At 68.2% G+C, this 25126-nt stretch carries 30 protein-coding genes and 1 pseudogene; 13 read left to right on the forward strand and 18 right to left on the reverse strand.

Annotation, left to right across the window (positions count from 1 at the left end; all coding sequences use genetic code 11):
• Nucleotides 1–58: 58 nt before the first annotated feature.
• Both ACJH6H_RS15795 and ACJH6H_RS15800 read right to left on the reverse strand, forming a co-directional pair.
• Nucleotides 59–1462: a DUF222 domain-containing protein gene (locus ACJH6H_RS15795; RefSeq protein WP_406775256.1), complete on the reverse strand. Its 1404-nt coding sequence runs from the start codon at nt 1460–1462 to the stop codon at nt 59–61.
• Between the two features lie 119 nt (nt 1463–1581).
• Nucleotides 1582–2250, reverse strand: coding sequence for a DedA family protein (locus ACJH6H_RS15800; protein WP_053855402.1), 669 nt, complete (start codon nt 2248–2250; stop codon nt 1582–1584).
• Between the two features lie 66 nt (nt 2251–2316).
• Here ACJH6H_RS15800 and ACJH6H_RS15805 point away from each other — a divergent pair, with 66 nt between their 5' ends.
• Together ACJH6H_RS15805 and fbaA are read left to right on the forward strand one after the other, a co-directional pair.
• Nucleotides 2317–3330 (forward strand): alcohol dehydrogenase catalytic domain-containing protein, encoded by a 1014-nt coding sequence (locus ACJH6H_RS15805; protein ID WP_406775257.1) that lies wholly within the window; start codon nt 2317–2319, stop codon nt 3328–3330.
• A gap of 92 nt (nt 3331–3422) precedes the next feature.
• Nucleotides 3423–4469 (forward strand): class II fructose-bisphosphate aldolase, encoded by a 1047-nt coding sequence (fbaA, locus tag ACJH6H_RS15810; RefSeq protein WP_406775258.1) that lies wholly within the window; start codon nt 3423–3425, stop codon nt 4467–4469.
• A 28-nt stretch (nt 4470–4497) separates the two neighbouring features.
• Here the strand turns inward: fbaA and ACJH6H_RS15815 are convergent, their stop codons facing one another.
• Nucleotides 4498–4935: a hypothetical protein gene (locus ACJH6H_RS15815; RefSeq protein WP_406775259.1), complete on the reverse strand. Its 438-nt coding sequence runs from the start codon at nt 4933–4935 to the stop codon at nt 4498–4500.
• Between the two features lie 135 nt (nt 4936–5070).
• On the opposite strand from ACJH6H_RS15815, the gene ACJH6H_RS15820 reads away from it, so the two are divergent.
• Nucleotides 5071–5484 (forward strand): DUF3151 domain-containing protein, encoded by a 414-nt coding sequence (locus tag ACJH6H_RS15820; protein ID WP_406775260.1) that lies wholly within the window; start codon nt 5071–5073, stop codon nt 5482–5484.
• Here ACJH6H_RS15820 and ACJH6H_RS15825 read toward each other — a convergent pair whose 3' ends face one another.
• The 3 genes from ACJH6H_RS15825 to ACJH6H_RS15835 all read right to left on the reverse strand — a co-directional run bounded on the left by ACJH6H_RS15825 (nt 5485) and on the right by ACJH6H_RS15835 (nt 7902).
• Entirely contained in the window at nt 5485–6375 is an 891-nt protein-coding gene (locus ACJH6H_RS15825) for a cation diffusion facilitator family transporter (RefSeq protein ID WP_064857288.1), read from the reverse strand.
• 96 nt (nt 6376–6471) lie between these two features.
• Nucleotides 6472–7245, reverse strand: coding sequence for a site-2 protease family protein (locus ACJH6H_RS15830; RefSeq protein ID WP_406775261.1), 774 nt, complete (start codon nt 7243–7245; stop codon nt 6472–6474).
• 9 nt (nt 7246–7254) lie between these two features.
• A complete protein-coding gene (locus ACJH6H_RS15835; RefSeq protein ID WP_406775262.1) occupies nt 7255–7902 on the reverse strand; it encodes a peptidase M50 in 648 nt (215 codons plus the stop codon).
• 81 nt (nt 7903–7983) lie between these two features.
• On the opposite strand from ACJH6H_RS15835, the gene ACJH6H_RS15840 reads away from it, so the two are divergent.
• The gene (locus tag ACJH6H_RS15840) at nt 7984–9273 is read left to right on the forward strand and encodes an adenylosuccinate synthase (RefSeq protein WP_064858703.1); all 1290 of its coding nucleotides are present in this window, start codon (nt 7984–7986) and stop codon (nt 9271–9273) included.
• Nucleotides 9270–9917, forward strand: a complete 648-nt coding sequence (locus tag ACJH6H_RS15845) for a PaaI family thioesterase (RefSeq protein ID WP_406775263.1) — start codon at nt 9270–9272, stop codon at nt 9915–9917. Before ACJH6H_RS15840 ends, ACJH6H_RS15845 begins: the two co-directional genes overlap by 4 nt.
• Here ACJH6H_RS15845 and ACJH6H_RS15850 read toward each other — a convergent pair.
• Nucleotides 9914–11887 carry an efflux RND transporter permease subunit gene (locus ACJH6H_RS15850; protein ID WP_064858705.1) on the reverse strand — a complete coding sequence of 658 codons (1974 nt, stop codon included), beginning with the start codon at nt 11885–11887 and terminating at the stop codon, nt 9914–9916. The genes ACJH6H_RS15845 and ACJH6H_RS15850 overlap by 4 nt on opposite strands.
• 35 nt (nt 11888–11922) lie before the next feature.
• On the opposite strand from ACJH6H_RS15850, the gene ACJH6H_RS15855 reads away from it, so the two are divergent.
• Entirely contained in the window at nt 11923–12438 is a 516-nt protein-coding gene (locus tag ACJH6H_RS15855) for a MarR family winged helix-turn-helix transcriptional regulator (RefSeq protein ID WP_064858706.1), read from the forward strand.
• Here ACJH6H_RS15855 and ACJH6H_RS15860 read toward each other — a convergent pair whose 3' ends face one another.
• The 6 genes from ACJH6H_RS15860 to ACJH6H_RS15885 form a co-directional block, all read right to left on the reverse strand.
• Nucleotides 12439–13275 carry a GH25 family lysozyme gene (locus ACJH6H_RS15860; RefSeq protein WP_064858707.1) on the reverse strand — a complete coding sequence of 279 codons (837 nt, stop codon included), beginning with the start codon at nt 13273–13275 and terminating at the stop codon, nt 12439–12441. It lies immediately after the preceding gene.
• Complete coding sequence (locus ACJH6H_RS15865; protein ID WP_061003966.1) at nt 13272–13466, reverse strand: hypothetical protein; 195 nt, start codon at nt 13464–13466, stop codon at nt 13272–13274. The genes ACJH6H_RS15860 and ACJH6H_RS15865 overlap by 4 nt, the downstream gene beginning before the upstream one ends.
• A 99-nt stretch (nt 13467–13565) precedes the next feature.
• Complete coding sequence (locus ACJH6H_RS15870; protein ID WP_064858708.1) at nt 13566–14027, reverse strand: VOC family protein; 462 nt, start codon at nt 14025–14027, stop codon at nt 13566–13568.
• Between the two features lie 35 nt (nt 14028–14062).
• Nucleotides 14063–14548 (reverse strand): SRPBCC domain-containing protein, encoded by a 486-nt coding sequence (locus tag ACJH6H_RS15875; RefSeq protein ID WP_406775264.1) that lies wholly within the window; start codon nt 14546–14548, stop codon nt 14063–14065.
• Nucleotides 14545–14949 carry a helix-turn-helix transcriptional regulator gene (locus ACJH6H_RS15880; RefSeq protein WP_133427874.1) on the reverse strand — a complete coding sequence of 135 codons (405 nt, stop codon included), beginning with the start codon at nt 14947–14949 and terminating at the stop codon, nt 14545–14547. The genes ACJH6H_RS15875 and ACJH6H_RS15880 overlap by 4 nt, the downstream gene beginning before the upstream one ends.
• 155 nt (nt 14950–15104) lie before the next feature.
• The gene (locus ACJH6H_RS15885; protein WP_133427873.1) at nt 15105–16697 is read right to left on the reverse strand and encodes a Na+/H+ antiporter; all 1593 of its coding nucleotides are present in this window, start codon (nt 16695–16697) and stop codon (nt 15105–15107) included.
• Nucleotides 16698–16756: 59 nt separating this feature from the next.
• Between ACJH6H_RS15885 and ACJH6H_RS15890 the strand changes: the two genes are divergently transcribed.
• The 6 genes from ACJH6H_RS15890 to ACJH6H_RS15915 are packed head-to-tail and all read left to right on the forward strand — an operon-like array spanning nt 16757 to nt 20758.
• Nucleotides 16757–17065, forward strand: a complete 309-nt coding sequence (locus ACJH6H_RS15890; protein ID WP_082762320.1) for a UBP-type zinc finger domain-containing protein — start codon at nt 16757–16759, stop codon at nt 17063–17065.
• Between the two features lie 49 nt (nt 17066–17114).
• On the forward strand, nt 17115–18248 hold the full coding sequence (locus ACJH6H_RS15895; protein WP_406775265.1) for an ATP-grasp domain-containing protein: 1134 nt from the start codon (nt 17115–17117) through the stop codon (nt 18246–18248).
• Nucleotides 18249–18250: 2 nt separating this feature from the next.
• The gene (locus ACJH6H_RS15900; protein ID WP_133427871.1) at nt 18251–18700 is read left to right on the forward strand and encodes a lumazine-binding protein; all 450 of its coding nucleotides are present in this window, start codon (nt 18251–18253) and stop codon (nt 18698–18700) included.
• 20 nt (nt 18701–18720) lie between these two features.
• Complete coding sequence (locus tag ACJH6H_RS15905; RefSeq protein ID WP_061004545.1) at nt 18721–19134, forward strand: rhodanese-like domain-containing protein; 414 nt, start codon at nt 18721–18723, stop codon at nt 19132–19134.
• 5 nt (nt 19135–19139) lie between these two features.
• On the forward strand, nt 19140–20354 hold the full coding sequence (locus ACJH6H_RS15910; protein ID WP_061004558.1) for an O-succinylhomoserine sulfhydrylase: 1215 nt from the start codon (nt 19140–19142) through the stop codon (nt 20352–20354).
• A gap of 11 nt (nt 20355–20365) precedes the next feature.
• Nucleotides 20366–20758 carry a hypothetical protein gene (locus tag ACJH6H_RS15915; protein WP_061004543.1) on the forward strand — a complete coding sequence of 131 codons (393 nt, stop codon included), beginning with the start codon at nt 20366–20368 and terminating at the stop codon, nt 20756–20758.
• Nucleotides 20759–20767: 9 nt separating this feature from the next.
• Here ACJH6H_RS15915 and ACJH6H_RS15920 read toward each other — a convergent pair whose 3' ends face one another.
• Nucleotides 20768–21127 (reverse strand): SgcJ/EcaC family oxidoreductase, encoded by a 360-nt coding sequence (locus tag ACJH6H_RS15920; RefSeq protein WP_306307986.1) that lies wholly within the window; start codon nt 21125–21127, stop codon nt 20768–20770.
• Complete coding sequence (locus tag ACJH6H_RS15925) at nt 21114–21827, reverse strand: SDR family NAD(P)-dependent oxidoreductase (protein WP_064857502.1); 714 nt, start codon at nt 21825–21827, stop codon at nt 21114–21116. Before ACJH6H_RS15925 ends, ACJH6H_RS15920 begins: the two co-directional genes overlap by 14 nt.
• Before the next feature lie 120 nt (nt 21828–21947).
• On the opposite strand from ACJH6H_RS15925, the gene ACJH6H_RS15930 reads away from it, so the two are divergent.
• Nucleotides 21948–22874 carry a LysR family transcriptional regulator gene (locus tag ACJH6H_RS15930; protein WP_406775266.1) on the forward strand — a complete coding sequence of 309 codons (927 nt, stop codon included), beginning with the start codon at nt 21948–21950 and terminating at the stop codon, nt 22872–22874.
• 39 nt (nt 22875–22913) lie between these two features.
• On the opposite strand, the pseudogene ACJH6H_RS15935 reads toward ACJH6H_RS15930, so the two are convergent.
• The 3 genes and pseudogenes from ACJH6H_RS15935 to ACJH6H_RS15945 all read right to left on the reverse strand — a co-directional run.
• Nucleotides 22914–23933, reverse strand: a pseudogene (locus ACJH6H_RS15935) (YbfB/YjiJ family MFS transporter); the annotation flags it as partial.
• A gap of 78 nt (nt 23934–24011) precedes the next feature.
• Entirely contained in the window at nt 24012–24407 is a 396-nt protein-coding gene (locus ACJH6H_RS15940; RefSeq protein WP_406775267.1) for a nuclear transport factor 2 family protein, read from the reverse strand.
• Nucleotides 24404–25114 carry a flavin reductase family protein gene (locus tag ACJH6H_RS15945; protein WP_061004532.1) on the reverse strand — a complete coding sequence of 237 codons (711 nt, stop codon included), beginning with the start codon at nt 25112–25114 and terminating at the stop codon, nt 24404–24406. Before ACJH6H_RS15945 ends, ACJH6H_RS15940 begins: the two co-directional genes overlap by 4 nt.
• Nucleotides 25115–25126: the final 12 nt, after the last annotated feature.

The raw sequence follows: 25126 nt of genomic DNA on the forward strand, positions 1-25126 counted from the left end.
CGGCCGGCAGCGCGGCGCAGCGAGGCGTCGTGGATGAACGGCGCCCTTGCGCGCCGTATCACCTTGTGGGACTGTCTGTTTCGCCGCCCTCGTCTCCGCTCTCGGGTGGGTAGAGCGTTGGGTGCCAGTAGTGGTTGGTGCGGGGTTGGCCGGTGTCGAGTAGTGGTGGTGGGGTCCAGTGGGCTCGGCCGTTTTTCATGGTGGTGGTCCAGCCGGTGGTGTCTTCGAGTCGGTTGTCGCCGCCACAGGCCAGGGCCATGGTAGTGACGTCGGTCTGACCGTCGCGTGTCCAGCCGGGAATGTGATGGGCCTGGCAGCCCGCGGCCGGGACACTGCAGTCGGGGCGGGTGCAGCCCAAGTCCCGGGTGAACAGGGCCAGGCGTTGTCCGGTGGTGGCGGTGCGCCGCGCCCGCCCCAGATACAACGGCACATCACCATGGTTGTCGAACACCGTGAGATAGCAACTTGCCCCGGTGCGGGCAGCCAGATTCACCAGGTCCTTGACCGGCAGTGTGCTGCCGGTGTGCGTCACGGCGACCCCGGCCCGGTCCTCGAGCTGCTCGAGGGTGCAGGTCGCCACGATGGTGACCGGGAACCCGTTGCGTTCCCCCAAATCCCCGGAGAGCAGCAGCAGGCCGATGGTTTCCCAGGCATCATGCTGACGCTGTGCCAGGGTGCGGTGATCATTGTCGATCTGCTCCTGCGTCGGGGCGCCCGACACGCAGGGCACCGGGTCGGCGGGGTTGCACATCCCGGGAGCGGCGTATTTGACCATCAATGCTTCGTAGACGGCGCGGGCGGTCGGGGTCAGCACACCGCGCAACTCCGAGGTGCCGTCGGAACGCTGATTCGATAACACCAGCGCGCGGTCGCGGTACGGTTCGGGGTCCCGGCCGTCGGGTTCGGGGCCGTCCTGGTCCAGCTCGTACAGCTTGCGTGTGACCACCGACCGCAGAGATTCGGGGGTCAGATTGCGGGCAGCGGCCACCAGCGCCAGCTCCGCCTCGTCGACGGCGACCAAGTTGGCCCAGGTGGGCAGTTTCGTGAAGAACGACTCGATGACATCGACATGATCACCATTGATCGCCCCGGCGGCGACCGCGGCCGCGACATGCGGCCGCAGCGGCGGCAGTGGCTCCCCGGTCAATGACCAGCGGGGGCCGAGCAGCTCGGCGTGCCGGACCCGGCGGCGGGATTCCTCCAGGCCGAGCCGGTCCCGGGTGCGCAGCACGTCGGCCCAGTTTTTCGCCCCGATGTCTTTCGCCGTGGTGTGGGTTTGCAGCGCGGTCAGGATCTGGTGGTCCACGGCTTCGGCGGCACACCGTAGCTGTTCGCGGTGGGACTGCAGCGCCAACAACTCGGGCACTGACAGGGTGCGGTAATCCAGGCACGCCACCCGCGCCTGCGCCACGTCGAGGCCGGTGTAGACCTCGTCGATGACAGCTAAGTCGGTCAATCCCATACATCGAACACTAGTTCGAGCCACCGACAAGAAGCCGCGGGAAATGTGACGCTAGTTGCCCACTGTTACCAGCGCAAACAAAGTGACCAAAGTTTTTCGAACCCGTTTGCCGAGGCGGCTCAGCCTTGCGAGGCGGCGGCCTTGCGACGCTGGTACCAGTGCCAGATCATCGGCGTCACCGACGCGACGACGATGACGATGAAGATCGGCTCGATGAGCTTCTGGATGATGGCGAACTGGCCCAGCCAGTAGCCGAGCAGCGTCAGCCCGACGCCCCACACCACAGCACCGAGAACGGTGTAAATGGTGAACACGGCGAAGTTCATCTTTGCCGCCCCGGCCGTCAGCGGTGCCAGCGTGCGCACGATCGGCACGAACCGGGCGATGACGATCGCGAAGGGGCCGCGCCGCTCGAAGAAAGCGTGCGCCTCGTCGAGATACTTCTGCTTGAGGAACCGCGCATCCGGCTTGAACATCTCGACGCCGATGAACCGGCCGACGAAATAGCCGACGAGGCCACCGAGGACTGCCGCGATCGGGATGAACACGAGCAGCTGCCAGAGCTGGAAGTTGGCCTCCTGCATCTTGTCATCGGCGGTGCCGGCGGCCAGTTTGGCGGCGAACAGGCCGGCGACGAAGAGCAGTGAGTCGCCGGGCAGCACCGGGAACAGCACGCCGGACTCGATGAAGATGACCACCAGCAACCCGACCAGCGCCCATGTCCCGAAGTAGCCGATCAGCGTCATCGGGTCCAGGAAACCCGGCATGGCGGAGATGGTGGTCGTCATGGGGCCCAAAGATACCGGTGTCTGCAGGTGGTTCCGTCAACCGCACATCCCTCGTAGGGTCGGCGCATGGCCACTCACAGGGCAGTTCACGTTGCGCAGGCCGACGGTCCGCTCGCACTGACGGACATCGACACCGTCTCGCCGCCGCGCGACCATGTCCGCATCGCGGTCGCCGCATGCGGGGTGTGTGGCACCGACCGCGAGTTCCACGCGGGCCACTTTCCTGGACTGTCATGGCCGATAACCCTCGGCCACGAGATCGCGGGCACCGTCGCCGAGCTGGGCGACGGCGTCGAGGACTTCACCGTCGGTGATCGCGTCGCGGTGGGCTGGTTCGGCGGCAACTGCAACCGGTGCGTGCCGTGCCGCCAGGGCCATTTCATGCAGTGCGTCCGCATGGAGGTGCCGAGCTGGCACTATCCCGGCGGTTACGCCGAATCGGTCACGGCGCCCGCGACCGCACTGGCCCGAATCCCGGACGGATTCTCGTTCGCCGAGGCTGCCCCGATGGGCTGCGCGGGGGTGACGACGTTCAAGGGGTTGCGCAAGACGCGCGCCAAGTCCGGTGATCTGGTTGCGGTGATCGGGATCGGTGGCCTCGGCCACCTCGGCGTGCAGTTCTCCCGGGCCATGGGCTTCGAGACCGTGGCGATCGCCCGCGGGCCGGAGCGCGAGGCCGCCGCCAAGGAACTCGGCGCCCATCACTACATCGATTCGACAACCGCGGACGTCGCCGCCGAACTGCAGCGTCTCGGCGGGGCGGTTGTGGTGCTCGCGACTGCCGCGAGCGCGACGGCGATGGCCGCGACCGTCGCCGGGCTCGCACCCGAGGGGCAACTCGTGACGGTCGGCGTCACCCCCGAGCCACTGCCGATCAGTCCGCTCGATCTCATCAACGGCGGCTTCTCGGTCACCGGGCATCCGTCGGGCACCTCCCGCGATATCGAGGAGACCTTGCACTTCGCCGCGCTGACGGGCGTGCGGGCCGTCATCGAGGAACGACCGCTCGCGCAGGCCGCCGAGGCCTTCGAGCGGATGAACGGCGGCCACGCGCGCTACCGGATGGTCTTGACCGTCTGACCACATGAGCTGACGGTGTCCCCGGGTGCCGCACTTCAGCTCCACGTGACTGACATACTGGCCCAGACTGCAGGTTCGCCGAGAGGAAAAACATGCCCATCGCCACGCCCGAGGTCTACGCGGAGATGCTGGCCCGAGCCAAGGAACACTCTTTCGCGTTTCCGGCCATCAACTGCACGTCGTCGGAAACCATCAACGCGGCGATCAAAGGTTTCGCCGACGCAGGCAGCGACGGCATCATCCAATTCTCCACCGGCGGTGCCGAATTCGGCTCCGGCCTGGGGGTCAAGGACATGGTCACCGGCTCGGTCGCGCTGGCCGAGTTCGCCCACGTCGTCGCCGCCAAGTACGACATCACCGTCGCGCTGCACACCGACCACTGCCCCAAGGACAAGCTCGACGGTTTCGTCCGGCCGCTGCTGGCCATCTCGGCCGAGCGCGTCGCCCGCGGCGAGAACCCGCTGTTCCAGTCGCACATGTGGGACGGCTCCGCGGTGCCGATCGACGAGAACCTGGAGATCGCGCAGGAGCTGCTGAAGCTGACGTCGGCCGCCAACATCATCCTCGAGGTCGAGATCGGCGTCGTCGGCGGTGAAGAGGACGGCGTCGAGGCCGAGATCAACGAGAAGCTGTACACCAGCTCCGGAGATTTCGAGAAGACCATCGACGCGCTGGGTTCCGGCGAGAACGGCAAGTACCTGCTGGCCGCCACCTTCGGCAACGTCCACGGTGTCTACAAGCCGGGCAACGTCAAGCTCAAGCCCGAGGTGCTGGCCGAGGGACAGAAGGTGGCCGCCGCCAAGCTCGGTCTGCCCGCCGGCTCCAAGCCGTTCGACTTCGTGTTCCACGGCGGCTCGGGCTCGCTGAAGTCCGAGATCGAGGACTCGCTGCGCTACGGCGTCGTGAAGATGAACGTCGACACCGACACCCAGTACGCGTTCACCCGTCCGGTGGCGGCGCACATGTTCACCAACTACGACGGCGTCCTGAAGATCGACGGCGAGGTCGGCAACAAGAAGGTCTACGACCCGCGCAGCTACCTGAAGAAGGCCGAGGCTTCGATGACCCAGCGTGTCATCGAAGCGTGCAACGACCTGCACAGCACGGGCCGCAGTGTCTCCGCGGGGCTCGGCAAGTAGCCAAAGCTGGACACCGCCGACTGGCCGGTCATGACGCAGGAATCGCGAAACCCTGTGTCGTGACCGGCCATTCGGCGTTCATGGCCGAGTGGCCGCGCGTGAGGAGCACCGTGCCCAGCACCGCGACGGCGGCGATGGCCGCGATCACCAGCACCAGCGCGATGACCCAGCCCCAGCTGCGACTGTCCTTCGGCGGCTTGACGGCGCCGGGGATCACCTGCGGCGCGGCCGGCGGCATCAGTTCGGTTTCCGGGTCCGGCAGCGGTGTGATGATCTGCGTCTTGCCGTCGAAGCCCGACGGCGCGGTGAAGCGCCGCACCGGGATCGTCGGGTCGGTCGCTGGATCTGCGGGCTCGAAGATCTCGGTTGCCGCCGCGGCGTCGTCGCCCGTCGAGGCAGCGCGCTGATCGGCATCACGACGGCCGTCCGGTCCCGTCGGGTTCGACATGGCGGCTGGGTTCGACATGGGGGTGACTGTCCTCCCGAGATCAGATCGCGCACTGGGGCCGATGCGTCCTGGAGCAGGCCGCGACGTCCTACCTGGAGCTTAATCTCCCGCCTGCGGGATCTCCGTGAGCGGCCGCACGGCACAATGGCGCTCATGACGCGAATGGGTGATCTGCTGGGTCCGGAGCCGGTGTTGCTGCCTGCCAACTTCGAGGCCGAGGACGCTCTCGCCGCCGGTAAATCGCCGACCGACGTTGCTGCGGCGCAGCCGACGGCCTCTGTCGCGTGGGCCGCCCTCGCCGAGGCCGCGCTGGCCGACGGTCAGACCATCACTGCCTACGCCTACGCGCGTACCGGTTACCACCGCGGCCTGGATCAGCTGCGTCGCAACGGCTGGAAGGGCTTCGGCCCGGTGCCGTTCGCGCACGAACCGAACCAGGGCTTCCTGCGCTGCGTGGCTGTGCTGGCGAAGGCCGCGGAATCCATCGGCGAGCAGGACGAGTACTTGCGCTGCCTGGACCTGCTGGACGACTGCGATCCGGCGGCCCGTGGCGAGCTGGGTCTCTAACTAGTCCGCTTCGCAGTGGCAGCCGTCGGCCTCCGGCGGCTCCACCTGGACGGTGGCGTGGTCGAGTCCGCGAGCGGACAGCACGGCGCGCGCCGATTCCAGCACGCGGGCGGAGTCCGCGCTGGACGTCAGATGCGCGGTGGCCATGTCCTTGCCGGGCACCAGGGTCCACACGTGCAGGTCGTGCACATCGGTGACGCCGTCGACGGCGGCGAGCGCTTCGCGCAGCTCGTCGACGTCGATGTGGCTGGGGGAGGACTCGGACAGGATGCGCAGCGCGGCGCGGGCCAGCGCGATGGCGCGTGGCAGCACCCAAAGCGCGACCAGCACGGCGACGACGACGTCTGCGTACGGCCAGCCGGTCGTGACGTTCACGATGCCGGCGATCAGTACGCCGATGCTGCCGACGGTGTCGGCGACGACCTCCATGTAGGCGCCCTTGACGGCGAGGCTGCTGTCGGCGTCGGAGCGCAGCAGGAGCACCACGACGAGATTCGCGAGCAGTCCCGCGAGGGCGACGACGATCATCGGCACACCGGGAATCTCCGGCGCGTTGCCGATGCGCTCCACGGCCTCGTAGAGGATGAACGCCGCGACGCCCATCAGCAGGACGGCATTGGCGACCGCGGTGAAGACCTCGGCGCGGTGCCAGCCGTAGGTGCGGGCGGCAGACGTCGACCCACGGCGGGCCAGCAGGACGGCGCCCAGACCCATGAACATCGCGACCAGGTCGGTCAGCATGTGGCCGGCGTCGGCCAACAGCGCGATCGAGTTGATCAGCAGCGCCGTGGTCAGCTCGATGACGAAGAAGACGCTGAGCACGGCCGCGGCGATGATCATGCGGCTGGCGCGCGCGTTCGGGCCATGGCTGTGGTCGTGTCCGGCACCCATGCCAGCAATATATGCAGAACTACGCATATGTCGCAAGGCGCCCTGGGATTTGTGCACGATCATCCGCGGTGAGCGCGGAAAATCGTGCACAAATCCCTACCAGGCGGACCAGAAGCGGGTCAGGGCGCTGCCGATCATCGCCAGCCGTGGCGGCACGCCGGTCAGGCTGACGGCGGAGTAGACGACGTTGAAGAACATCCGGTTCAGTTCGGGGACGATCAGCAGCAGCATCAGGATCAGGAAGCCCCACTGCCGGGCGGGCAGCAGTGCGCGCTGGGTGTCGGCGCTCAGGTGCGGTTCCAGTGCGCCGTAGCCGTCCAGCCCCGGAATGGGCAGCAAGTTCAGGAACAGCGCCGTCACCTGCAGGAACCCCAGAAACGCCAGCCCCGCCCAGAACACCGGATGGTCGTTGTCGAACAGCACCGCGGTCGCGACCAGCAGGATGACGGCAAGTACCAGGTTGGCGAACGGTCCGGCCAGGCTGACCAGGGTGCGTTGCCGCGGCGTCATGTATTCGGTGCGCACGTACACCGCGCCGCCGGGCAGGCCGATGCCGCCGAGGGCGATGAACAGCGCCGGCAAGCCCAGTGACAGCAGTGGGCTGGCGTACTTCGCGGGGTTCAGCGTCAGATAGCCGCGCAGCTCGACGTCGCGGTCACCGAACTTCCAGGCGGTGTAGGCGTGGCCGAATTCGTGCAGGCACAGCGAGACCGTCCAGCCCGCGATGACGAACACGAAGACGCCGGCGTAGGCCAGCGGCCGGACCTCGGCGCCGCAGAACCAGGCCACGGCGCCACCGGCGACGGTCAGGGCCACGATCGCCCAGAAGACAGGGCTGGGACGGACAGCGCGCCGCACAGGCATGGTCATGACTGCAAACTAGCCGACCCGCAGCCAACCCTGGATATGGCGGTAGAACGCCGACCGGCGCGCCGGACGGGCGGCCGCCACGCCGTCGCGCTCAACCAAAACTCCGGTGCTGCCGAGCTGCGCCGCGCGGCCGGCGACCCAGCCCCGCCCCGGCCCCGAACGTCCGCGCCCGAGGGCCCGGGCGCGCAGCCCCGGCATGCCGGGCAGCGGTTCGATCACGACGCCCGTCGACTCGCCGTCGAACAGCACCGTGTCGTCGACGACGGCCTCGCCGGTGATGGCGTCGCCGCCCGTCGGCAGCCAGCGCGCGGACCGGACGATCACGGCGCCGGTCTCGTCGCGGATCAGTGGAACACGTTGGGCGACACCGTCTCTGGCGCGCCGCGCGGCACCGAACCCGCCGCGGGTCAGGGGTGGGACGAAGCCGACCTCGACGTCGAGCCGGTCGTCGCGGAGCAGCCGCGCCAGGGTGGCTGACAGGTCGGCGTGACCGCCCACGACGATCACCCGCACCGTGCCGTCGGGGATCGTCGGAGCGCCGGTTGGCGGCACCTGGAGGGCGGTCAGATCCGCCAGCGCGCGGGGTGTCCGGCGGTCGCCGAAGACCAGCGCCACGACCCGGTCGGAAACCTCGCCGGAGACCTCTCTGGCGGTCAAGGCCTCTCCTCTCGTCCTGCTGGGATAAGGTTGCTCACCGGCTGCCACTGTATTCAGGCAGGTAATGCGGGAGGCAAAACGATGCCGGCAATCGTGCTCATCGGGGCCCAATGGGGTGACGAGGGCAAAGGTAAGGCCACCGATCTACTCGGTGGACGTGTGCAATGGGTGGTTCGCTACCAGGGCGGCAACAACGCCGGGCACACGGTGGTACTGCCCACGGGGGAGAACTTCGCTCTCCACCTCATCCCGTCGGGCATCCTGACACCCGGGGTCACCAACGTCATCGGCAACGGTGTCGTGGTCGACCCGGGCGTGCTGCTCAGTGAGCTCTCGGGGCTCGAGGACCGCGGTGTGGACACCTCGAAGCTCATGATCTCGGCTGACGCGCACCTGCTCATGCCGTACCACGTGGCCATCGACAAGGTCACCGAGCGGTACGCGGGCAGCAAGAAGATCGGCACCACCGGTCGCGGCATCGGTCCGTGCTACCAGGACAAGATCGCGCGCATCGGTATCCGGGTCGCCGACGTCCTCGACGAGGAGCAGCTGGCCGCCAAGGTCGAGGCCGCGCTGGAGTTCAAGAACCAGGTGCTGGTCAAGATCTACAACCGCAAGGCACTCGACCCGGCCGAGGTCGTCGAGAGCCTGCTGCAGCAGGCCGAGGGCTTCAAGCACCGCATCGCCGACGCCCGGCTGCTGCTGAACCAGGCCCTGGAGCGCGGCGAGACGGTCCTGCTGGAGGGCTCGCAGGGCACCCTGCTCGACGTCGACCACGGCACCTACCCGTTCGTGACGTCGTCCAACCCGACGGCGGGCGGCGCGGCCGTCGGCTCGGGCATCGGCCCCACCCGCATCTCCACGGTGCTGGGCATCCTCAAGGCCTACACGACCCGCGTGGGCTCGGGCCCGTTCCCGACCGAGCTGTTCGACGAGTACGGCGCGTACCTGTCCAAGACGGGCGGTGAGGTCGGCGTGACCACGGGACGCGCCCGGCGCTGCGGCTGGTTCGACGCCGTCATCGCCCGGTACGCGACCCGCGTCAACGGCATCACCGACTACTTCCTGACCAAGCTCGACGTGCTGTCGAGCCTCGAGACGGTGCCGATCTGCGTCGGCTACACCGTCGACGGCAAGCGCACCGACGAGATGCCGATGACGCAGGCCGACATCGCCCGCGCCGAGCCGATCTACGAAGAGCTGCCGGGCTGGTGGGAGGACATCTCCGGGGCCCGCGAGTTCTCCGATCTGCCGGCCAAGGCGCAGGACTACGTGCTGCGCCTCGAGGAACTGTCCGGAGCGCACGTGTCGTGCATCGGCGTCGGCCCCGGCCGGGACCAGACGATCGTGCGCCGGGACATCCTCGGGTGACCCACGGGGCGAGCGAAGCGACGGGGAAACCCGAAGGTTTCATCGATCAGCACGGCGGGTTCCCTCGATTCGAGGTTGCCGACCCCGGCCCGGGGTTCGGCCGCTTCCTCGAGGGCATGAGGCGGCTGCAGGATCTGGCGGTCTCGGCCAACCCGGACAGCGACACCTGGGATGACGCTGCCGACCGCGTCGAAGAGCTGGTGAAGCTGCTGGGGCCGTTCCAGGCCGCCGAGGGCGTCGGCCCGGCCATCCGGGTGCCGTCGTTGCCGGGTGCCGGCAGCCTGCTGATGCCGCCGTGGACCGTCACGAAGTTCTCGCCCGAGGGTGTCGAGATGGAGGTCGAGTTCAGCCGGTACCACGTGGGCGGCAACTACGCCGTGCACGGCGGGGTGCTGCCGCTGCTGTTCGACCAGGCCTTCGGGATGCTGATCCACGCCGTCAACCGGCCCATGAGCCGCACCGCGTATCTGCACGTCGACTACCGCAAGGTCACCCCCATCGACACGGTGCTGACCGCCAAGGCGCATGTCACCGAGGTCGACGGCCGTAAGACGTTCGTCGCCGCCGAGCTGTTCGACCCCGAGGGCAACCTGCTGGCCGAGGCCAACGGCCTGATGGTGAGCCTGCTGCCCGGCCAGCCCTAAGGCTCGGCGCGCAGCGCGGGCCACCAGATGCGGGGCCCGATCAACGTGAACAGTGCCGGGATGATCACGGTGCGCACCACGAAGGTGTCCAGCAGGATGCCGAGGCCGACGATGATGCCCAGCTGCGTCAGCACGATCAGCGGCAGCACGCCGAGCACGCAGAACACCGCGGCCAGCACGATGCCGGCGCTGGTGATCACCGCCCCAGTCGCCGAGACCGCGCGCACGATGCCCTCGCGGTTGCCGAATTCCGGTGTCTCTTCCCGCGCCCTGGTCACGAGGAAGATCGTGTAGTCGACGCCGAGCGCGACGAGGAACAGGAACGCGAACAGTGGAGTTCCGTTGTCCAGCGCGGGAAAACCGAACAGGTGCACACTGGCCCAGCCGCCGACCCCGAGCGCCGCCAGCGCGCTCAGCACCGTCACCGCCACCAGCAGCAGCGGTGCCAGCGCCGAGCGCAGCAGGACGTAGAGGACGGCCAGGACGACCAGCAGGATCGCCGGGATGACGATCTTCCGGTCGTGCTGAGCCGCCGTTGCGGCGTCGCGGGCCTGCGCGTCTGGGCCGCCGACGACTGCTTGCGCATCGATCTGGCGCACCGAATCACGGAGGGTGTCAATGGTTTTGAACGCTTCCGCGGAGGCCGGTGCAGCGGCCAGAACCACCGACCACTGCGTCAGGCCCGACGCCGAGTGCCCGGCCGGCATCGCCGACACCACGCCGGGGGTACGGGTGATGGCATCGCCCACCGCGGGGGCGGCCGCGATGACGGTGGTCGGATTGGTCAGGCCGCTGGGGAAGTGCGCGGCCAGGGTGTCATAGCCGGCGACAGACTCGGCCTGCACGCGGAACTGCTGGGTCTGGGACAGCCCGATGGGCAGATTCACCAGACCGACGCACAGCGCGGCCAAGCCGGCCAATGCCACCGTGGCGACGCGGCCCGGCCTGCGGGACACGCCCGCCGCGATGCGGTGCCAGAGGCCGCTGTCGGTGAGTGGGGCGGCGTGCGACCCGGTTTCGGGGATGAAGGGCCAGAACAGCCGGCGGCCGAACAGCCCGAGCAGCGGCGGCAGCACCAGCAGGACGAACACCGCCGCGACCACCAGGCCCGACGCCGCCTGCACCCCGAGGCTGCGGTTGCTCGGCGCCGAGGCCAGCAGCAGTGTCAGCAGCGCCAGGACCACGGTGGCGTTGCTGGCGATGATCGCCGGGGCCGCCGCGCGCCACGCTGCTCGCAGGGCGTCGCGATGGTCGCTGCGCCGGGACAGTTCCTCCCGGTAGCGCGAAATGAGCAGCAGCGCATAGTTGGTGCCCGCGCCGAACACCAGCACGCTGGTGATGCCCGCCGTCGAACCGTCCGGGTTCAGGCCCGTCGCCGCGGCCACCGCGGTGCCGACGACCGCGCCCACCTGGTCGGCGAAGCCGATCACCAACAGGGGGATCAGCCAGAGGATGGGGGAGCGGTACGTCACGATGAGCAGTAGTGCCACGACGGTTGCGGTCACCGCGAGCAGCGTGAAGTTTGCGCCGGCAAAGGAATTCGCGATATCGGCGCCGAATGCGGGCCCGCCCGTGACCTGAGCGCGTAGGCCGTCGGGCAGCGAAGCCGACACCTGCGACCGCAGCTCCTGCACCTTGTCGCGGAGTGCGAAGCCGGACAGGTCGCCCGCCAGCGGCGCCACCCGCACCGCGGCCTTGCCGTCCTCGGATACCCGCGCGTCCGCCCCGGCCGCGGCGATATCGGCCGGCGTCAGGGGCGCGTCGTCGCTGCGGGTGACGACGATGATCGCCGGCGCGGTATCGCCGCCCGGGAACTGCGCGCGCAGGGCGTCGGCGCGGGCGGACTCGGCACCGGCGGGCACCGCCACCGGCGATTGCGACGACGAATCCCCGGCGCCGAGCAATGCCATGGCAACGCCGGAGAGCAACAGGACGATCAGGGCCGACGCCCATGCGATTCGGGTGGACACCCCCAAAATATTTCAAATACTTAACTATTAATCAAATGAAATTCGACGGGCGCTATGCTCTCCGCGTGCCGAAGCCGTCCGACCGCGCCGACCTGGAGGCGCAGATCGCCGCCGACGTGCGGGCGTTGACGGCTGAATCCGACCAGATCGGCCGGGCTTTCGCGGTGCAGAACGAACTGGGCGCCAACGACTTCCGGGCGCTGCTGCACATCATGGTCGCCGAATCCGCGGGGACACCGCTGACTGCCGGTGAGCTACGCAAGCTGATGGGCACGTCGGGTGCGGCCATCACCTACCTGGTGGAGCGGATGATCGCTTCCGGGCATCTGCGCCGCGAAGCCGATCCGGCCGACCGGCGCAAGGTCATCCTCCGGAACGACGACAAGGGCCTCGCCACCGGCCGCGAATTCTTCAGCCCGTTGGCGCACCTCAACACGCAGGCCCTGGCGGACCTGCCCGATGCGGACCTCGAGGCGGCGCACCGGGTTTTCTTGGCGCTCACCGGTGCGATGCGGACGTTCCGGGCCGAGCCGGCACCGGAGGCGCCGTGATCACACGGCAGACGAGGCCTTGAGGGCGTCGACGTCTGCCCGGAGTGCGGCCAGCGCGTCCACCACCGTCAGGTTCTGGCCGGCGGCGTTGTGGCCGAGCTGCGGCCAGCCGTTGAGGTTCGGGCCGCGGAGCTGGGTTTGAATGTCCTGCACGATGGCCAGGATCTGGTTGAGAGCCGCGGTGGTGGGGTCGGGTTGAGTCACGGTGCCTCCCTGCAGCAGTGAGATGAGTTGATCGAGCGTGCCCTGGAATGCGTTGCAGTCCAACGAGAGATTCCCGATCAGCGCGGCGTCGGTGAATTGCAGGATCTGCGGCGTGGCTCCGCCGTAGGGGAACCAGTAACGCTGATTGTCATTGCCGGGATAGAGATTTGACGCGTAGCCGGTGCCGTTGACGTAGTTCGATGCGATGAGGCCCGGTACCTGAGAGATGTCGGGCGAGCCGATCTGTTGCCAGTACCAGTGCGGGATGTACGACAGCGAGATCGTCACGCCGACGGCGTTGAAGGCATTGACCACGGCCCAGAAGTTGTGGATGTCACCGGAATTCGCCTCGAAGTCCAGCATCGCGTATTTGCCACCGTTGTTGCTGAGCCACGTTTGCGCCTGCGCCGCCGGGCTGTTGGTGGTGACGTAGTGATAGCCGATGTGGGGAAAGTGGTTGTCGCGGCACCACTGTGCGATCACCGGCCAGTACGGATCCCGGTAATAGCTGCCCTCGGACACCTTCTGCTCGATCCAGGAAAAGCCCTGTCCGGGCAGCTGGGAGACGAAGGTGATGGCGTCGGCGGCCGAACGGAAGTTGTTGTTCGACGTGTCGGGGCCGTACAGGGTCACAGCAGCACCGTCTCCGGATTCACCGGCGTCCAACTGGTGGTGCTCGCCAAAGCCTTTGTATCGGCGGTGGATCCGTCGCTGAGTTGCACCGTCCACTGCAACCGGCCGTCGCTGTCATGCGTCGCCGTGGCGACGGCGCCCGCCTGCTCGCACATCTCGCCGAGGGCTTCGGGTTTGCCCGCCGCGTTCATAGCGAATCCTCGCCTTCTACCGTAGAGGTCTTGTCCCGCTTAGAATCTCGTTTCGGCGGGCCACTTTCCACGATAGCGCGATCTCCGCGGCTGGGTCGGTCAGGCGTTCTCCAGTTCGGCGATGACGATCTTCTTCTGTCGCATCATCGTCTGGATCTGTTCGGGCCGGCCGAGCAGCTGGTCCATCCTGGCCGGGATGATCTGCCAGCTGATCCCGAATCGATCCTTGCACCAACCGCATTGCTCGGATTCGGGCACATGCGAGAGCTTGGACCAGTAGTGGTCGATCTCGGTCTGGTCTGCGCATTCGACGACGAACGAGATCGATTCGTTGAAGGTGAACAGCGGCCCACCGTCGAGGCAGACGAAATCGACACCGTTCAAACTGAATCGGCCGTTGAGCACCTTGCCCGACATGCCCTTGAAATGTTCGTCAAGTGCTTCGTCCGGGTACTCCTCCACCGAGATGACGTGGGAATTCGGAAACACCTCGACGTAATAGTTCATGGCCTCGCGGGCCTGGTCGTTGAACCAGAGGCACGGCTGGATGGCGGTCGGCATGTCGTTCTCCTTGTCTGTCAGTCGTTTTCGGTGGATCAGGCGGCCAGCAGCGCGTCGATCTGACCCAGGGCGCCGGTCATGCCCTCGACCATGCCCATCGCGGTCACCTTCTCGAGTTGTTCGAGGTCGGTGAACCGGGTGACGATCGTCATCCGGGTACCGGTGTCGGTCGCGTCGAACGACACCTCCAGACGCATGGTGGGCATCTCGGGGTCGGGCTCGCCGTCGGGCTGCGAGAAGCCGTCTTCGATGAGCAGTCGCGATGGTGCGTCAACTTCGAGCGTCGTCCACCAGCCCGGCGCCTTCTCACCCTCGGGGCCCGTCATGTGGTAGCGCGACTGCCCGCTCGGGGTGAGCTCATGCCGGGTGAAGGTGGCCGGCCAGGTCGGCGGACCCCACCAGCGCTCCAACTGGCGTGGGTCTTCCCATACCTGCCAGACGCGCGCTGGCGGCGCGGTGAACTCGGCCACGAAGGTCATGGTGAGGGCATGCGGGTCGGCGGCGCTGCTGGTCACCGTCATCGGTGGTCCTTTCGGTTGGGTGGTGTTGTGCGGCTTGATGTTTGGTGGGGCGGATAGCCGTCTTCGGCGAGGATCGCCTCGATGCTCGCGGCGCGGTCGTGCCAGAGCGCCGCGTAGCGCTCCAGGAGCACGCCCGCTCGGTGCAGGGTTTCTGGCACCGCACGCACGAGTTGTTCCCGGCCGCGGCGCTCTTTATGCACCAGCGCGGCTCCGGCCAGTACCGCGACGTGCTTCTGTACCGCGGCGAAACTCATGTCGTAGCCACGCGCGAGCGCGCTCACCGACTGGTCGCTGCGCATGGTGCGGGCGACGATGTCGCGGCGCGTGGCGTCCGCCAATGCGTGGAAGATCCGGTCGATCTCCGCATCGGTGAATGCTTCGCGAAAAGTATCTACAACCATTTGGTTGTAGATTAGGCCGGCGTCGTGGCGGCGTCAAGGGCGGGTTGCGTCGAAGTGCACGGTGGCCCGTTGACCCTGTATCCAGGGCGTATTTGTGCGAGTAGGCTGCGCCCTCACTGCAGGCTCAACTGGAATCTCGGCGCGGGAGCCAAGCGCTACTCCCGGTTGAGCGCCGCTTCTTCCAGATCCAGCCCGTGCAGCACCGAGCGCAGCACCTCGTCGTCGATGTTCCCGGCGTCGCGTTCGGCGATGTACGTCTCGCGCTCGGCCGCCAGCATCTCGAGCCGCAGCCGGCGCATGGCCGACGCCGGGCTTTCGCCGATGTCGTCGTCACTGCGCCCGAGCCGTTCCCACACCGCGTTGCGACGCCGGTCGTTCCAGCTCTGCAGCACCTCGCCGACGTGCTGTTGGGCACTGGAATCGCTACTGCGAGCCAGCAATTCGTCGAGCCGGTCGGCCGCCGCCTGCGCCGCGCGACTCGAGGCCGCGGCCTGCTCCAGGGCATCCTGATGGGCCTCGGCCTCGCTGCGCACGTCGAGCGTGCGGATCAGCCACGGCAACGTCAGGCCGTGCAGCAGCAGCGTGCCGATCACCACGACGAACGTCAGGAACACCAGTTGCGGCCGCCCCGGGAACGGGTCCCCGCTCAGTGTCACGAGAGGCACACCGAACGCCGCGGCCAGTGACACGACACCGCGCATGCCTGCCCACGCCACGATGAAGACCTGCGACGGGGTCGGGGCGGGTTCTCGGTCCCGGACCCCGCGGAACAGCATCCGTGGCGTGTAGGCCATGACGTACACCCAGACGATGCGGACGGCGATCACCGTCGCCAGCACCGCGGCCGACGCCACGGCGAGGGTGACGGCGCGGATGCCGGTCAGCTCGTCGATGACGGTCGGCAGCTGCAGTCCGATCATCAGGAACGCGAAGGATTCCAGTACCAGCTGGATCGACTTCCACACCGCGTCGTCCTGCAGGCGGGTGGCGTACGACGCCCGCGTCGCGCGCTGTCCGAGCAGCAGCGCCGCGACCACCACGGCGATCACGCCGGAGCCGTGCGCTTCTTCGGCCAGCCAGTAGACGAAATACGGTGCGACGAGCCCGATGGCGCTCTCCACCAGCGGGTCGTCCAGCCAGGTCCGGATGAATTCGATGAGCCACCCGATCAGCCCGCCGATCACGACACCGCCCAGCGCGGCGAGCGCGAACGTGCCCAGCGCGCCCTGCCAGGTCGCTGCCGCGCCGACGGCGGCGGCCAGCGCGACCTTGTAGGCGGTCAGCGCCGTGGCGTCGTTGAGCAGGCTCTCGCCGCCGAGCAGCGTCATGATCTGGCGGGGCAGTCCCAGGCGCCGGCCGATGGCCGCGGCCGACACCGCGTCGGGCGGCGCGACGATGGCGCCCAGCGTGAGCGCCGCGGCGACCGTCAGCTCCGGGACGGTGTGAAACGCGACGAACCCCACGACCAGGGTGGTGGCCAGTGGCAGCCCGACCGCGAGCAGCCCGATGGGACGCACGTTCTTGCGCAGGGCCAGGTAGCTGCTCTCCAGCCCGGCCGACCACAGCAGCGGCGGCAGCACGACGAACATCACCAACTGCGGCTGCATCTCGATGGCCGGCACGCCGGGGATCAGCCCGACGGCCAGTCCGGCGACGACGAGTCCCAGTGGCGCGGAGACGTCGTAACGGCGGGCCAGCGCGGCCAACAACACCGAGGCCACCAGCACTGCCAGCAGTGGGGCACCCATGTCCTCAAACCTCCTCGGTCAGCCGGGCCCTATCCTTGTTCAACATGCTGGGGAAATGGATGCAGTCACGGGCAACGCGTCCGCGTGAAGAAAATTCCCCGACCACCTGCACGCACCTCGCCGACGCCGTCGGCCAAGCAGAACCGGAGCCGCAGACGCCCGGCCGCTGTGGTGACTGTGCGGCACTTGGGGAGGATACGTGGGCGCACCTTCGGATGTGTCTGACCTGCGGACAGGTCAGCTGTTGTGATTCCAGTCCGCACCAACACGCCAACGAGCACTACCGTCGCACGGGCCACCCCGTGATGCGCTCGGTCGAGCCGGGGGAGAGCTGGCGGTGGTGCTACGTCGACATCAGGTTGGGTTGACGGGAGATTGGCCGGCGGGGCGAGCGGAGCGACGGGGGAGGTTGGTGACTTGGTAGACCGGACAACGGTTCTGGTGCTCGGTGCCGGTGAGCTGAGCAGTGAACTGGTGCTGTCGTTCCAGCGGCTGGGGACGCGGGCGACCGCGGTGCCCGCGCCGACCGGAGCGGCGGCGTTACGGACCCTGATCGACCGGCACACCCCACAGGTGGTGGTCGTGCAGTCCCCGGCGGCGGATCTCGGCGCCGACGTCGTGCAGGCGCTGGCCGGGCTCGAGGAAGTCGCGGTGTTCCCGACGCCGGGTGCCTTGCGGCTCGCGTCCGACCGCGAGGCGTTGCGCACCCTGGCGGCCAACGAGCTGGGGCTGCCGACGGCGCCGTTCTGGTTCGCCGGATCGGTCGACGAACTCACCGCGGTGGCCGAGCACGCCGGGCTGCCGCTCACCATCACGCCGGTGACGCATGCCGCGAACGAGGGCGCGGGGCGTTCGGTGCTGTCGCGTCTCGAGGACGTCGACGTGGCGTGGCACCGTGCGGTGGCCGCGGGCGGCGACCGCGTGATGGCCGAGACGGCCGTCGACGTGACCGCGGAGTTCACCATGCTGACGGTGCGGACGCAGGGTCAGGCGGGTCCGGTGGTGCAGTTCTGTGAGCCGATCGGTCACCGCCACGAGACGGGCGGTCCGCTGGAGTTGTGGCAGCCGCAGCTGTTGTCGGAGCCGGCGCTGGACGCGGCGCGCTCGATCGCCGCCCGGATCGTCAACAAGCTGGGCGGCACGGGGCTGTTCACGGTGGACCTGCTGCTCGGTGCCGACCCGGAGTCCGGGGCCGAGGAGGTCTATTTCGCGACGGTCCATCCGATGCTGACGGGCGCGGGCTTCGTGACGACGCGCTCGCAGCGGCTGTCGCAGTTCGACCTGCACGCACGGGCGATCCTCGGACTGCCCGTCGACACCATCATGATCTCGCCGGCCGCCGGTGAGGTGAGCCGGCCGGCGGCCGACAGGGCCGCGCTCGTGCGCGCACTGCCGGATGCGCTGGCGATCGCCGAGAGCGACGTGCGGCTCTCGGGTGAGGTGTGCGTGGCATTGGCGACGGCGCCGGACGTCGTGCGGGCGCGCGACCGCGCGCATCAGGTGGCCGCTGTGCTCAACCACTCGGCGGCGATCAACCAGACGGGGACGTGACCATGACCGAATCGGAATCGCACCCGCGGCAGACGCTGGGCCCGTTCCTGGCCGCGCTGGCGCTGATTGTGGTCCTCGTGGTCATAATCGCCGTCCTGAACGCGATCGGGGTCTTCGGCCGGAACGATCCGACGCCGGAGCAGCTGGTGCGCACCGCGGTCGTCGGCCAGAACGACGGGCTGCAGCGCAAGGACTACGCGCGCTTCCAGACGTACACCTGCAAGGCCCAGGCCGGTACCGAGGCGGATGTGCTTGCCAAGCAGGAGGATTCGGCCGCCAAGAACGGGCAGCGCTATGTCGACGAGGTGCGCGACATCAAGTTCGACGGCCAGAAGGCCACCGCCGTGCTGATGTATCACTTCGACAAGACGCCGGACCAGAAGCCCACGGCGCCGGTGGTGCTGGTGAACGAGGACGGCGCGTGGAAGGTGTGCTCGCCGGTCCCGAGCTAGTTTGTGACAGACTCGCATCCGTGAGCTACGCGGGAGATATCACGCCGCAGCAGGCCTGGGAACTGCTGAGCGAGAACCCCGAGGCGGTGCTTGTCGACTGCCGGACCGACGCCGAATGGCGCTGGGTGGGCGTGCCCGACATCTCCAGCCTCGGACGTGACGTTGTGTACATCGAGTGGGTGTCGAATGACGGCAAACGCAACACGGGTTTCGTCGACGACCTGCTGGCCGCGGGTGTGACGCCCGGCGAGCGGCCGGTGGTGTTCCTCTGTCGCTCGGGTAACCGTTCGATCGGTGCCGCCGAGGCGGCGACGGCGGCGGGCATCGGCCCGTCGTACAACGTGCTCGACGGCTTCGAGGGTCACCTGGACGAGCAGGGGCATCGCGGTGGCAGCGGCTGGCGCGCCATCGGACTGCCGTGGGTGCAGTCGTGAGGGGCCTGAACGCCGACGGCGTCCCCTCGGTCCGGGTCCCGGCGCCGCTGCCCGACGGCGTGAGCCAGGCGACCATCGGTGTCCGCGGCGGCCTGCTGCGGTCCGAGTTCGAGGAGACCGCCGAGGCGATGTTCCTGACCTCGGGGTACGTCTACGAGTCGGCGGCTGCCGCGGAGCAGGCGTTCACCGGTGAGATCGACCGCTACGTGTACTCGCGCTACGGCAACCCGACCATCCAGATGTTCGAGGAACGGCTGCGGCTCATCGAAGGGGCGCCGGCCGCATTCGCGACGGCCACCGGCATGGCGGCGGTGTTCACCGCGCTGGGCGCGCTGCTCGCCGCCGGCGACCGGCTGGTCGCGGCACGGAGCCTGTTCGGGTCCTGCTTCGTGGTGTGCAACGAGATTCTCCCGCGCTGGGGCGTCGAGACCGTCTTCGTCGACGGCGACGACCTGTCGCAGTGGGAGGAGGCACTGTCGGTGCCGACCACCGCGGTGTTCTTCGAGACGCCGTCCAACCCGATGCAGTCGCTGGTCGACATCGCCGCGGTTTCGGAGCTGGCGCACGCCGCCGGCGCAAAAGTGGTGCTGGACAACGTCTTCGCGACGCCGCTGCTGCAGCAGGGGATGGAACTGGGCGCCGATGTCGTCGTGTACTCGGGTACCAAGCACATCGACGGCCAGGGCCGCGTGCTCGGTGGTGCGATCCTCGGCGACAAGGAGTACATCTCCGGGCCGGTGCAGCAGCTGATGCGGCATACGGGCCCGGCGATCAGCGCGTTCAATGCCTGGACCATGCTGAAAGGCCTTGAGACGCTGGCCATTCGGGTCGACTACTCGAACCGGTCCGCGCAGCGGGTGGCCGAGTTCCTGGAAGGTGTGCGCGGCGTGAACTGGGTGAAATACCCGTTCCTGCAGTCACATCCGCAGCACGACCTGGCCAAGCGACAGATGCGCGGCGGCGGCACCGTCGTCACCTTCGAGCTCGACGGCGGCAAGGACCGGGCGTTCGAGGTGCTCGACAAGCTGCAGGTCATCGACATCTCCAACAACCTCGGCGATTCCAAGACACTGATCACCCACCCGGCCACCACCACGCACCGCGCGATGGGGCCGGAGGGCCGGGCCGCGATCGGGCTGGGCGACGGCGTGGTGCGGATTTCCGTCGGCCTCGAGGGCACCGAGGATCTGATCGCCGACCTGGACCAGGCGCTGAGCTAGGGGGCTGGAGCATGTCCAAGCAGACAGCGGCCAAGAAGGCCCGTCGCAAGAAGCGGCAGACCACCCGCAACGCCAACTGGCTGCCCGACGAGGTGCATGCCGAAGTCGAGGCCGTCGGGCGGATCGCGGGCGAAATCCTGCCGCGCGGTTGGGTATTCGATTCGGACTACTCCAACGACGAGTACCTCATCTGGTACTACCCGCCGTCGGGCTTCGAATCCACCGAGGACGATCCGCGTGAGTTGGTGACGCGGATCTGGGTCTCCGATCCGGACCAGCCGCAGCTCATCCTCGTCGGTACCGAAGAGGACGGCGAGATCTACAGCTTCACGGTCGAGCAGTTGATGGCGAACCTGGATGTCATCGAGGCCTACCGCGTCGGGGAGCCGGTTCCGCAGTTCTGATTTCGACCGTCAGCCGACGGGCGAGACCTGATAGTGCGCGATCTGCCAGCCATTGTCTCCTTGTGTGACAAGGACACTCAGGTTCAGGCTGATCACCGCGCCGTCGGGGCGGGTGAAGTCGGCCCGGGTGTAGGCCAGGACGACGCCGGCCGCGGGCTCCCGGATCTCGTTGATGCGGTAGTCGACCGTCAGGCCGACCGGCTGAGATTCGTAGTAGTCGAAGACGCCCTGGCGCCCCACGGTGTAGGGCCGCAGCCCCTGGAATATCGCGTCGTCGGTGAAGACCGCCGCGACCTGGTCCGGCCGGTGGGCGGCGATGCCCGCCTGCCACCGGTCCAGGACCTCGCGGACCACGTCAGTGCCCGGCACTCTGACCACCATCCACGTGCAGGATCTCGCCGGTGACGAACTTGGCGTTCTCCAGGTACAGGACGCCGTCGACGACGTCGGAGATGTCACCCATGTGGCCGACCGGGTGCAGCGCCGAGAGGAACTCGTGCGTCTCCGGCGCGTGCATCGGAGTGCGGATGATGCCCAGGGCGACGGCATTGGCCCGGATTCCGCGGGTGCCGTATTCGACGGCCAGCGCCCTGGTCGCGGCGTTCAGGCCACCCTTGGTCAGTGACGCCAGCGCCGAGGGCACCTGCGAGTTGGCCTGATCCACCAGGCTGGTCGAGATGGTGACGACGTGCCCGCCGTCGCCCTGGGCCTCCATGGTCCTGATGGCGGCGCGGGTCAGTTCGAAGAAGCCGCGGGAATTCACGCCGGTGATGGCGTCGTAGTCCGCGTCGGTGTACTCGGTGAAGGGCTTGGCGATGAAGATGCCGGCGTTGTTGACGACGGTGTCGACGCGCCCGAAGTGCTCGACCGCGGCATCGACCAACCGCTGGCCGACGCCCGGCTGGGCGACGTCACCGGCGACGGTGAGAACCATGGGATCGTCGCTCTCGGCGATGGTGCGGGAGTTGGCGACGACGGCGTAGCCCAGCTTGCGGTAGCCGGCCACCAGGGCTTCGCCGATGCCCTGGGATGCGCCGGTGACGATCGCGACGCGGGTTGTGGTGCTCATCGGGGTGTTCCTTTCGGTTGACGTTGCTGCCCATCACAACCTCGGCCGGCCCACATCGATGCCGCTGCCACGGGACTTGTTCGCTTCCTGCTGAGAGGCTCTGCCTACTACGCTGTCGACATGGAGCTGCGGCAACTTCGGTACTTCGTCGCCGTTGCCGATGAGCTGAATTTCGGGCGTGCCGCCGAACGGTTGCGTATCGCCGGGCCGTCACTGTCGCAGCAGATCAAGGCGCTCGAGCGTGACCTCAAGGTGGAGCTGTTCGACCGGGACCGGCGATCGGTGCGCCTGACCGCGGCAGGCGCGTCGCTGTTGCCGCACGCCCGGTCCCTGGTGGCGCAGGCCGATGAATTACGCAGGCGGGCAATCGGTTTGTCGAACTCCGAACCGATCCGGATCGGCTACGTCAACTGGTGCCCGACCGACCTGGCCGAGCGCGCGGCCGGTGTCGCGCAGCTGCGCGTCGACACGTGGGTGATGCCGTCGCACGCGCAGGCGGCCCGGGTTGCCGAGGGCATCCTCGATCTGGCCATCTGCTGGGTGCAGACCGGTGACCTGGAGGACCTCGAACTGGAAGCCCGGCTGATGGGGGTGGACCGGCTCTTCGCGCTGTGTGTCGGCGCCGACGACTCTCCCGTGCCGGCGAAAGACACACTGGTGCTGGTGGATTCGGATACGGCGAGTTGGGAGTCGTGGAACCGCTACGGTGAGCAGTTCGCCGCCGACACCGGTGCCCGGGTGATGCGCACCGACGACGGCGGCGTCACAGGCCCGACGTTCTTCGAGCATGTCCGCCAGCTGGGCCGTCCGGTGCTCAACAACCCCAGGGGGCAGACCGACGCCCTGCCGCGAGACCTCGTGCGCCGTCCGGTGATTCAACCGACTCCGCTGTGGACCTGGTCACTGGTGTGGCGGCGGGGAGAAGACAACCCTGCCGTGCACGCTGTCGTCGACGCGCTCACGCGGGACGCCGCCGTCGGGATCGACGACACAGCGTGGTTGCCGTCCACTGATCCACATCAACAGCGCGGCCAGGGCCGCCAGTAGCACGACAGCGGCACCGGCGAGCAATGCCTGCTGAAAACCGTTGTGCAGCAGGGGTGCCACCGCGACGGGCCCGACGATCTGGCCGACGGAGTATCCCGTCGTCAACAGTGCGACGGCGCCCGGGAACTGCAACGCGCGGCCGGCGGCGAGCGCCAGGGTGCTGATGCCGATGAACGTGCCACCGAACAGCACCGCGCCGGCGAGTGCGGCAACGCTGTTCCCCGTTCCCGCCCAGGCGATTCCGGCAGCCTGCAGCAACAACGCCGCGACGAGCAGCGCCGGATAGGAGAAGCGGCCGGTGAACCGCGCCCACAACGCAGCCGACGGTGCGGCGGCCAGGCCGACCAACAGCCACACCGCACTGCCGAGTCCGCCCGGCGACTGCTGCGCGACCGCGGCGACCAGGAATGTGCCGGCGATGATGTAGCCGACGCCTTCGAGGGTGTAGCTCGCCATCAGCAGCGCCAGCGGACCACGGGCGCTGCGCTGTTGGTCGGCACGGACTTTCGGTGTGTCGCCGGAGGTCCCGGGGCGCATGTGCCAGGCGAACGCGCTGAGCAGTGCGGCCAAGGCCGTCGCCGCCCACCAGGCGACCTGCCAGTCTTTCGTGGCGGGCAGGGCCGCGGACAACGCGAGGCCGATACCGACGCCGCTGAACGCCCAGCCGGCGTGGTGGGCCGGATGACCGTGATCCATCAGTGTGTTGACGGCGATCACGAAGACCAGTGCGCTGGCGATGCCGGCAACCAACCGTAGGGCGCCCCACTCGATGACGTTGGTGCTGAGCGCCATTGCCGCGAGCGTCGCGACCAGGATCGCCAACGACACCCGGCACGCGAGCACGGAGCGGGCCAGCCGTGGCGAGGCCGCGGCGCCCACCGCGCCGATCAGGTAGCCGACGTAGTTGGCGGTGGCGAGCTGCCCAGCGGCCTGCGCGGTGAGGCCGGCGTCGGCCGTCATCAGCGGCAGGATGGGCGTGTAGGCGAAGCGGCCGATGCCCATCGCCGCGGCCAGGGCTGCCGCGGCGCGGGCGATCGAGAGCCAGGCGGACTTGGGCATGCCTCATGGTGTGTGGCGGCGGCGTCACCCGCCACGACTTCTCTCCTTGCAGCTGTGAGGAATTGCCTCACACGCGACTCATGGCGCGACGAAGTGCTCGCCGGAGAGGACACCGGATAGCCGATCTCCCAGCTCGGCGGAGAACCGCAGGACCATCGGCAGTGGCCGGTGGTGGATCGCCGCACTGGTCACCTTGCCCTCGGCATCGCGATCGAGAATGGTGATACCGCGGATCGCCAGGCCACCGAAAGCGGTTGCTCGCCACTGCAGGTAGCTGGTCGACCCGGCGTGCGCGGACTCGGTGAACTCCAACGTCTCGTAGATCGAACTCGCGGTGGCCATCACGGTGGCGACGAGTTCTCTGCCCCGGATTGGGGCCATCAGTGCGGTGGCATCCAGCACGATGTCGTCGGCGAACTCCGCGGCGAACGTGGTCCGGGATTGCTGCGCGAAACCGTCCTGCCAGCCGCTCATTTCGTCGCTCCGGAGGCGGACCAGGCGGCGGTGTCGATGGGGGAGAAGTCGGTCGGCCTGCCGTCGAGGCGGCCGGCCCGCCGGGTGCCGAGCGTCTTGACGACGTCGTCGGGCAGTGGCGTCGTGAAGATGTTGTCGATCAGCGAGTATTCGGCGGCCAGGCGCCCGAACGCGCCCAGCGCGCCGACGTCGATGCGTCCGTTCGGCAGGTAGAGCTCGTCGCGGACGTGAATCTTCTTCACCCGCCCCCACACGACGTGATCGGGTAGGGGCGGCATCTCGAAGATGCGGTCCACCACGCACTCGAACGAGATCGGGGCCTCGGCGATACGCGGTGCCGAGATGGTCTCCGACGCGGCCTTGTGGAGACCGAGCGCCTCGAATTCGTCGACGTCATGGTCGAATTCGAATGCCGAGCGATGCACGGTGTCCGCATTGTCGATCGTCGCGATGTTCACGACGAACTCGCCTGTGTCGCGGATGTTGACGAAGGTGTCTTTCAGCGTGACGCCGTCGGACCGCGGCTGCAGGCTGATGGACAGCATCGGTGGCATGCGGCCGACAACGGTGAAGAACGAGATGGGCGCGATGTTGCCGACGCCTGCGGTCGAGGCGGTGCTGACCCAGGCGATGGGCCGGGGTAGGACGCTGCCGATCAGCAGCTTGTAGCTCGAGGTGGGATCGAGATCGGTGGGGTCGATGACCATGACGGAATGCCT

Source organism: Mycobacterium sp. SMC-21, assembly GCF_045310825.1.
Taxonomy (GTDB): Bacteria; Actinomycetota; Actinomycetes; order Mycobacteriales; family Mycobacteriaceae; genus Mycobacterium.

Coding starts and splice junctions, on each gene's coding strand:
- ACJH6H_RS15830 (WP_406775261.1), bottom strand. CDS start 7,245: ATGACCATGCCTGTGCGGCGCGCTGTCCGTCCCAGCCCTGTCTTCTGG.
- ACJH6H_RS15885 (WP_133427873.1), bottom strand. CDS start 16,697: ATGGGTGCCCCACTGCTGGCAGTGCTGGTGGCCTCGGTGTTGTTGGCC.
- ACJH6H_RS15840 (WP_064858703.1), top strand. CDS start 7,984: ATGCCGGCAATCGTGCTCATCGGGGCCCAATGGGGTGACGAGGGCAAA.
- ACJH6H_RS15940 (WP_406775267.1), bottom strand. CDS start 24,407: ATGAGCGGCTGGCAGGACGGTTTCGCGCAGCAATCCCGGACCACGTTC.
- ACJH6H_RS15815 (WP_406775259.1), bottom strand. CDS start 4,935: ATGTCGAACCCAGCCGCCATGTCGAACCCGACGGGACCGGACGGCCGT.
- ACJH6H_RS15795 (WP_406775256.1), bottom strand. CDS start 1,462: ATGGGATTGACCGACTTAGCTGTCATCGACGAGGTCTACACCGGCCTC.
- ACJH6H_RS15930 (WP_406775266.1), top strand. CDS start 21,948: ATGGAGCTGCGGCAACTTCGGTACTTCGTCGCCGTTGCCGATGAGCTG.
- ACJH6H_RS15855 (WP_064858706.1), top strand. CDS start 11,923: ATGAAATTCGACGGGCGCTATGCTCTCCGCGTGCCGAAGCCGTCCGAC.
- ACJH6H_RS15820 (WP_406775260.1), top strand. CDS start 5,071: ATGACGCGAATGGGTGATCTGCTGGGTCCGGAGCCGGTGTTGCTGCCT.
- ACJH6H_RS15880 (WP_133427874.1), bottom strand. CDS start 14,949: ATGGTTGTAGATACTTTTCGCGAAGCATTCACCGATGCGGAGATCGAC.
- ACJH6H_RS15805 (WP_406775257.1), top strand. CDS start 2,317: ATGGCCACTCACAGGGCAGTTCACGTTGCGCAGGCCGACGGTCCGCTC.
- fbaA (WP_406775258.1), top strand. CDS start 3,423: ATGCCCATCGCCACGCCCGAGGTCTACGCGGAGATGCTGGCCCGAGCC.
- ACJH6H_RS15890 (WP_082762320.1), top strand. CDS start 16,757: ATGCAGTCACGGGCAACGCGTCCGCGTGAAGAAAATTCCCCGACCACC.
- ACJH6H_RS15865 (WP_061003966.1), bottom strand. CDS start 13,466: ATGAACGCGGCGGGCAAACCCGAAGCCCTCGGCGAGATGTGCGAGCAG.
- ACJH6H_RS15825 (WP_064857288.1), bottom strand. CDS start 6,375: ATGGGTGCCGGACACGACCACAGCCATGGCCCGAACGCGCGCGCCAGC.
- ACJH6H_RS15915 (WP_061004543.1), top strand. CDS start 20,366: ATGTCCAAGCAGACAGCGGCCAAGAAGGCCCGTCGCAAGAAGCGGCAG.
- ACJH6H_RS15925 (WP_064857502.1), bottom strand. CDS start 21,827: ATGAGCACCACAACCCGCGTCGCGATCGTCACCGGCGCATCCCAGGGC.
- ACJH6H_RS15900 (WP_133427871.1), top strand. CDS start 18,251: ATGACCGAATCGGAATCGCACCCGCGGCAGACGCTGGGCCCGTTCCTG.
- ACJH6H_RS15800 (WP_053855402.1), bottom strand. CDS start 2,250: ATGACGACCACCATCTCCGCCATGCCGGGTTTCCTGGACCCGATGACG.
- ACJH6H_RS15870 (WP_064858708.1), bottom strand. CDS start 14,027: ATGCCGACCGCCATCCAGCCGTGCCTCTGGTTCAACGACCAGGCCCGC.
- ACJH6H_RS15945 (WP_061004532.1), bottom strand. CDS start 25,114: ATGGTCATCGACCCCACCGATCTCGATCCCACCTCGAGCTACAAGCTG.
- ACJH6H_RS15875 (WP_406775264.1), bottom strand. CDS start 14,548: ATGACGGTGACCAGCAGCGCCGCCGACCCGCATGCCCTCACCATGACC.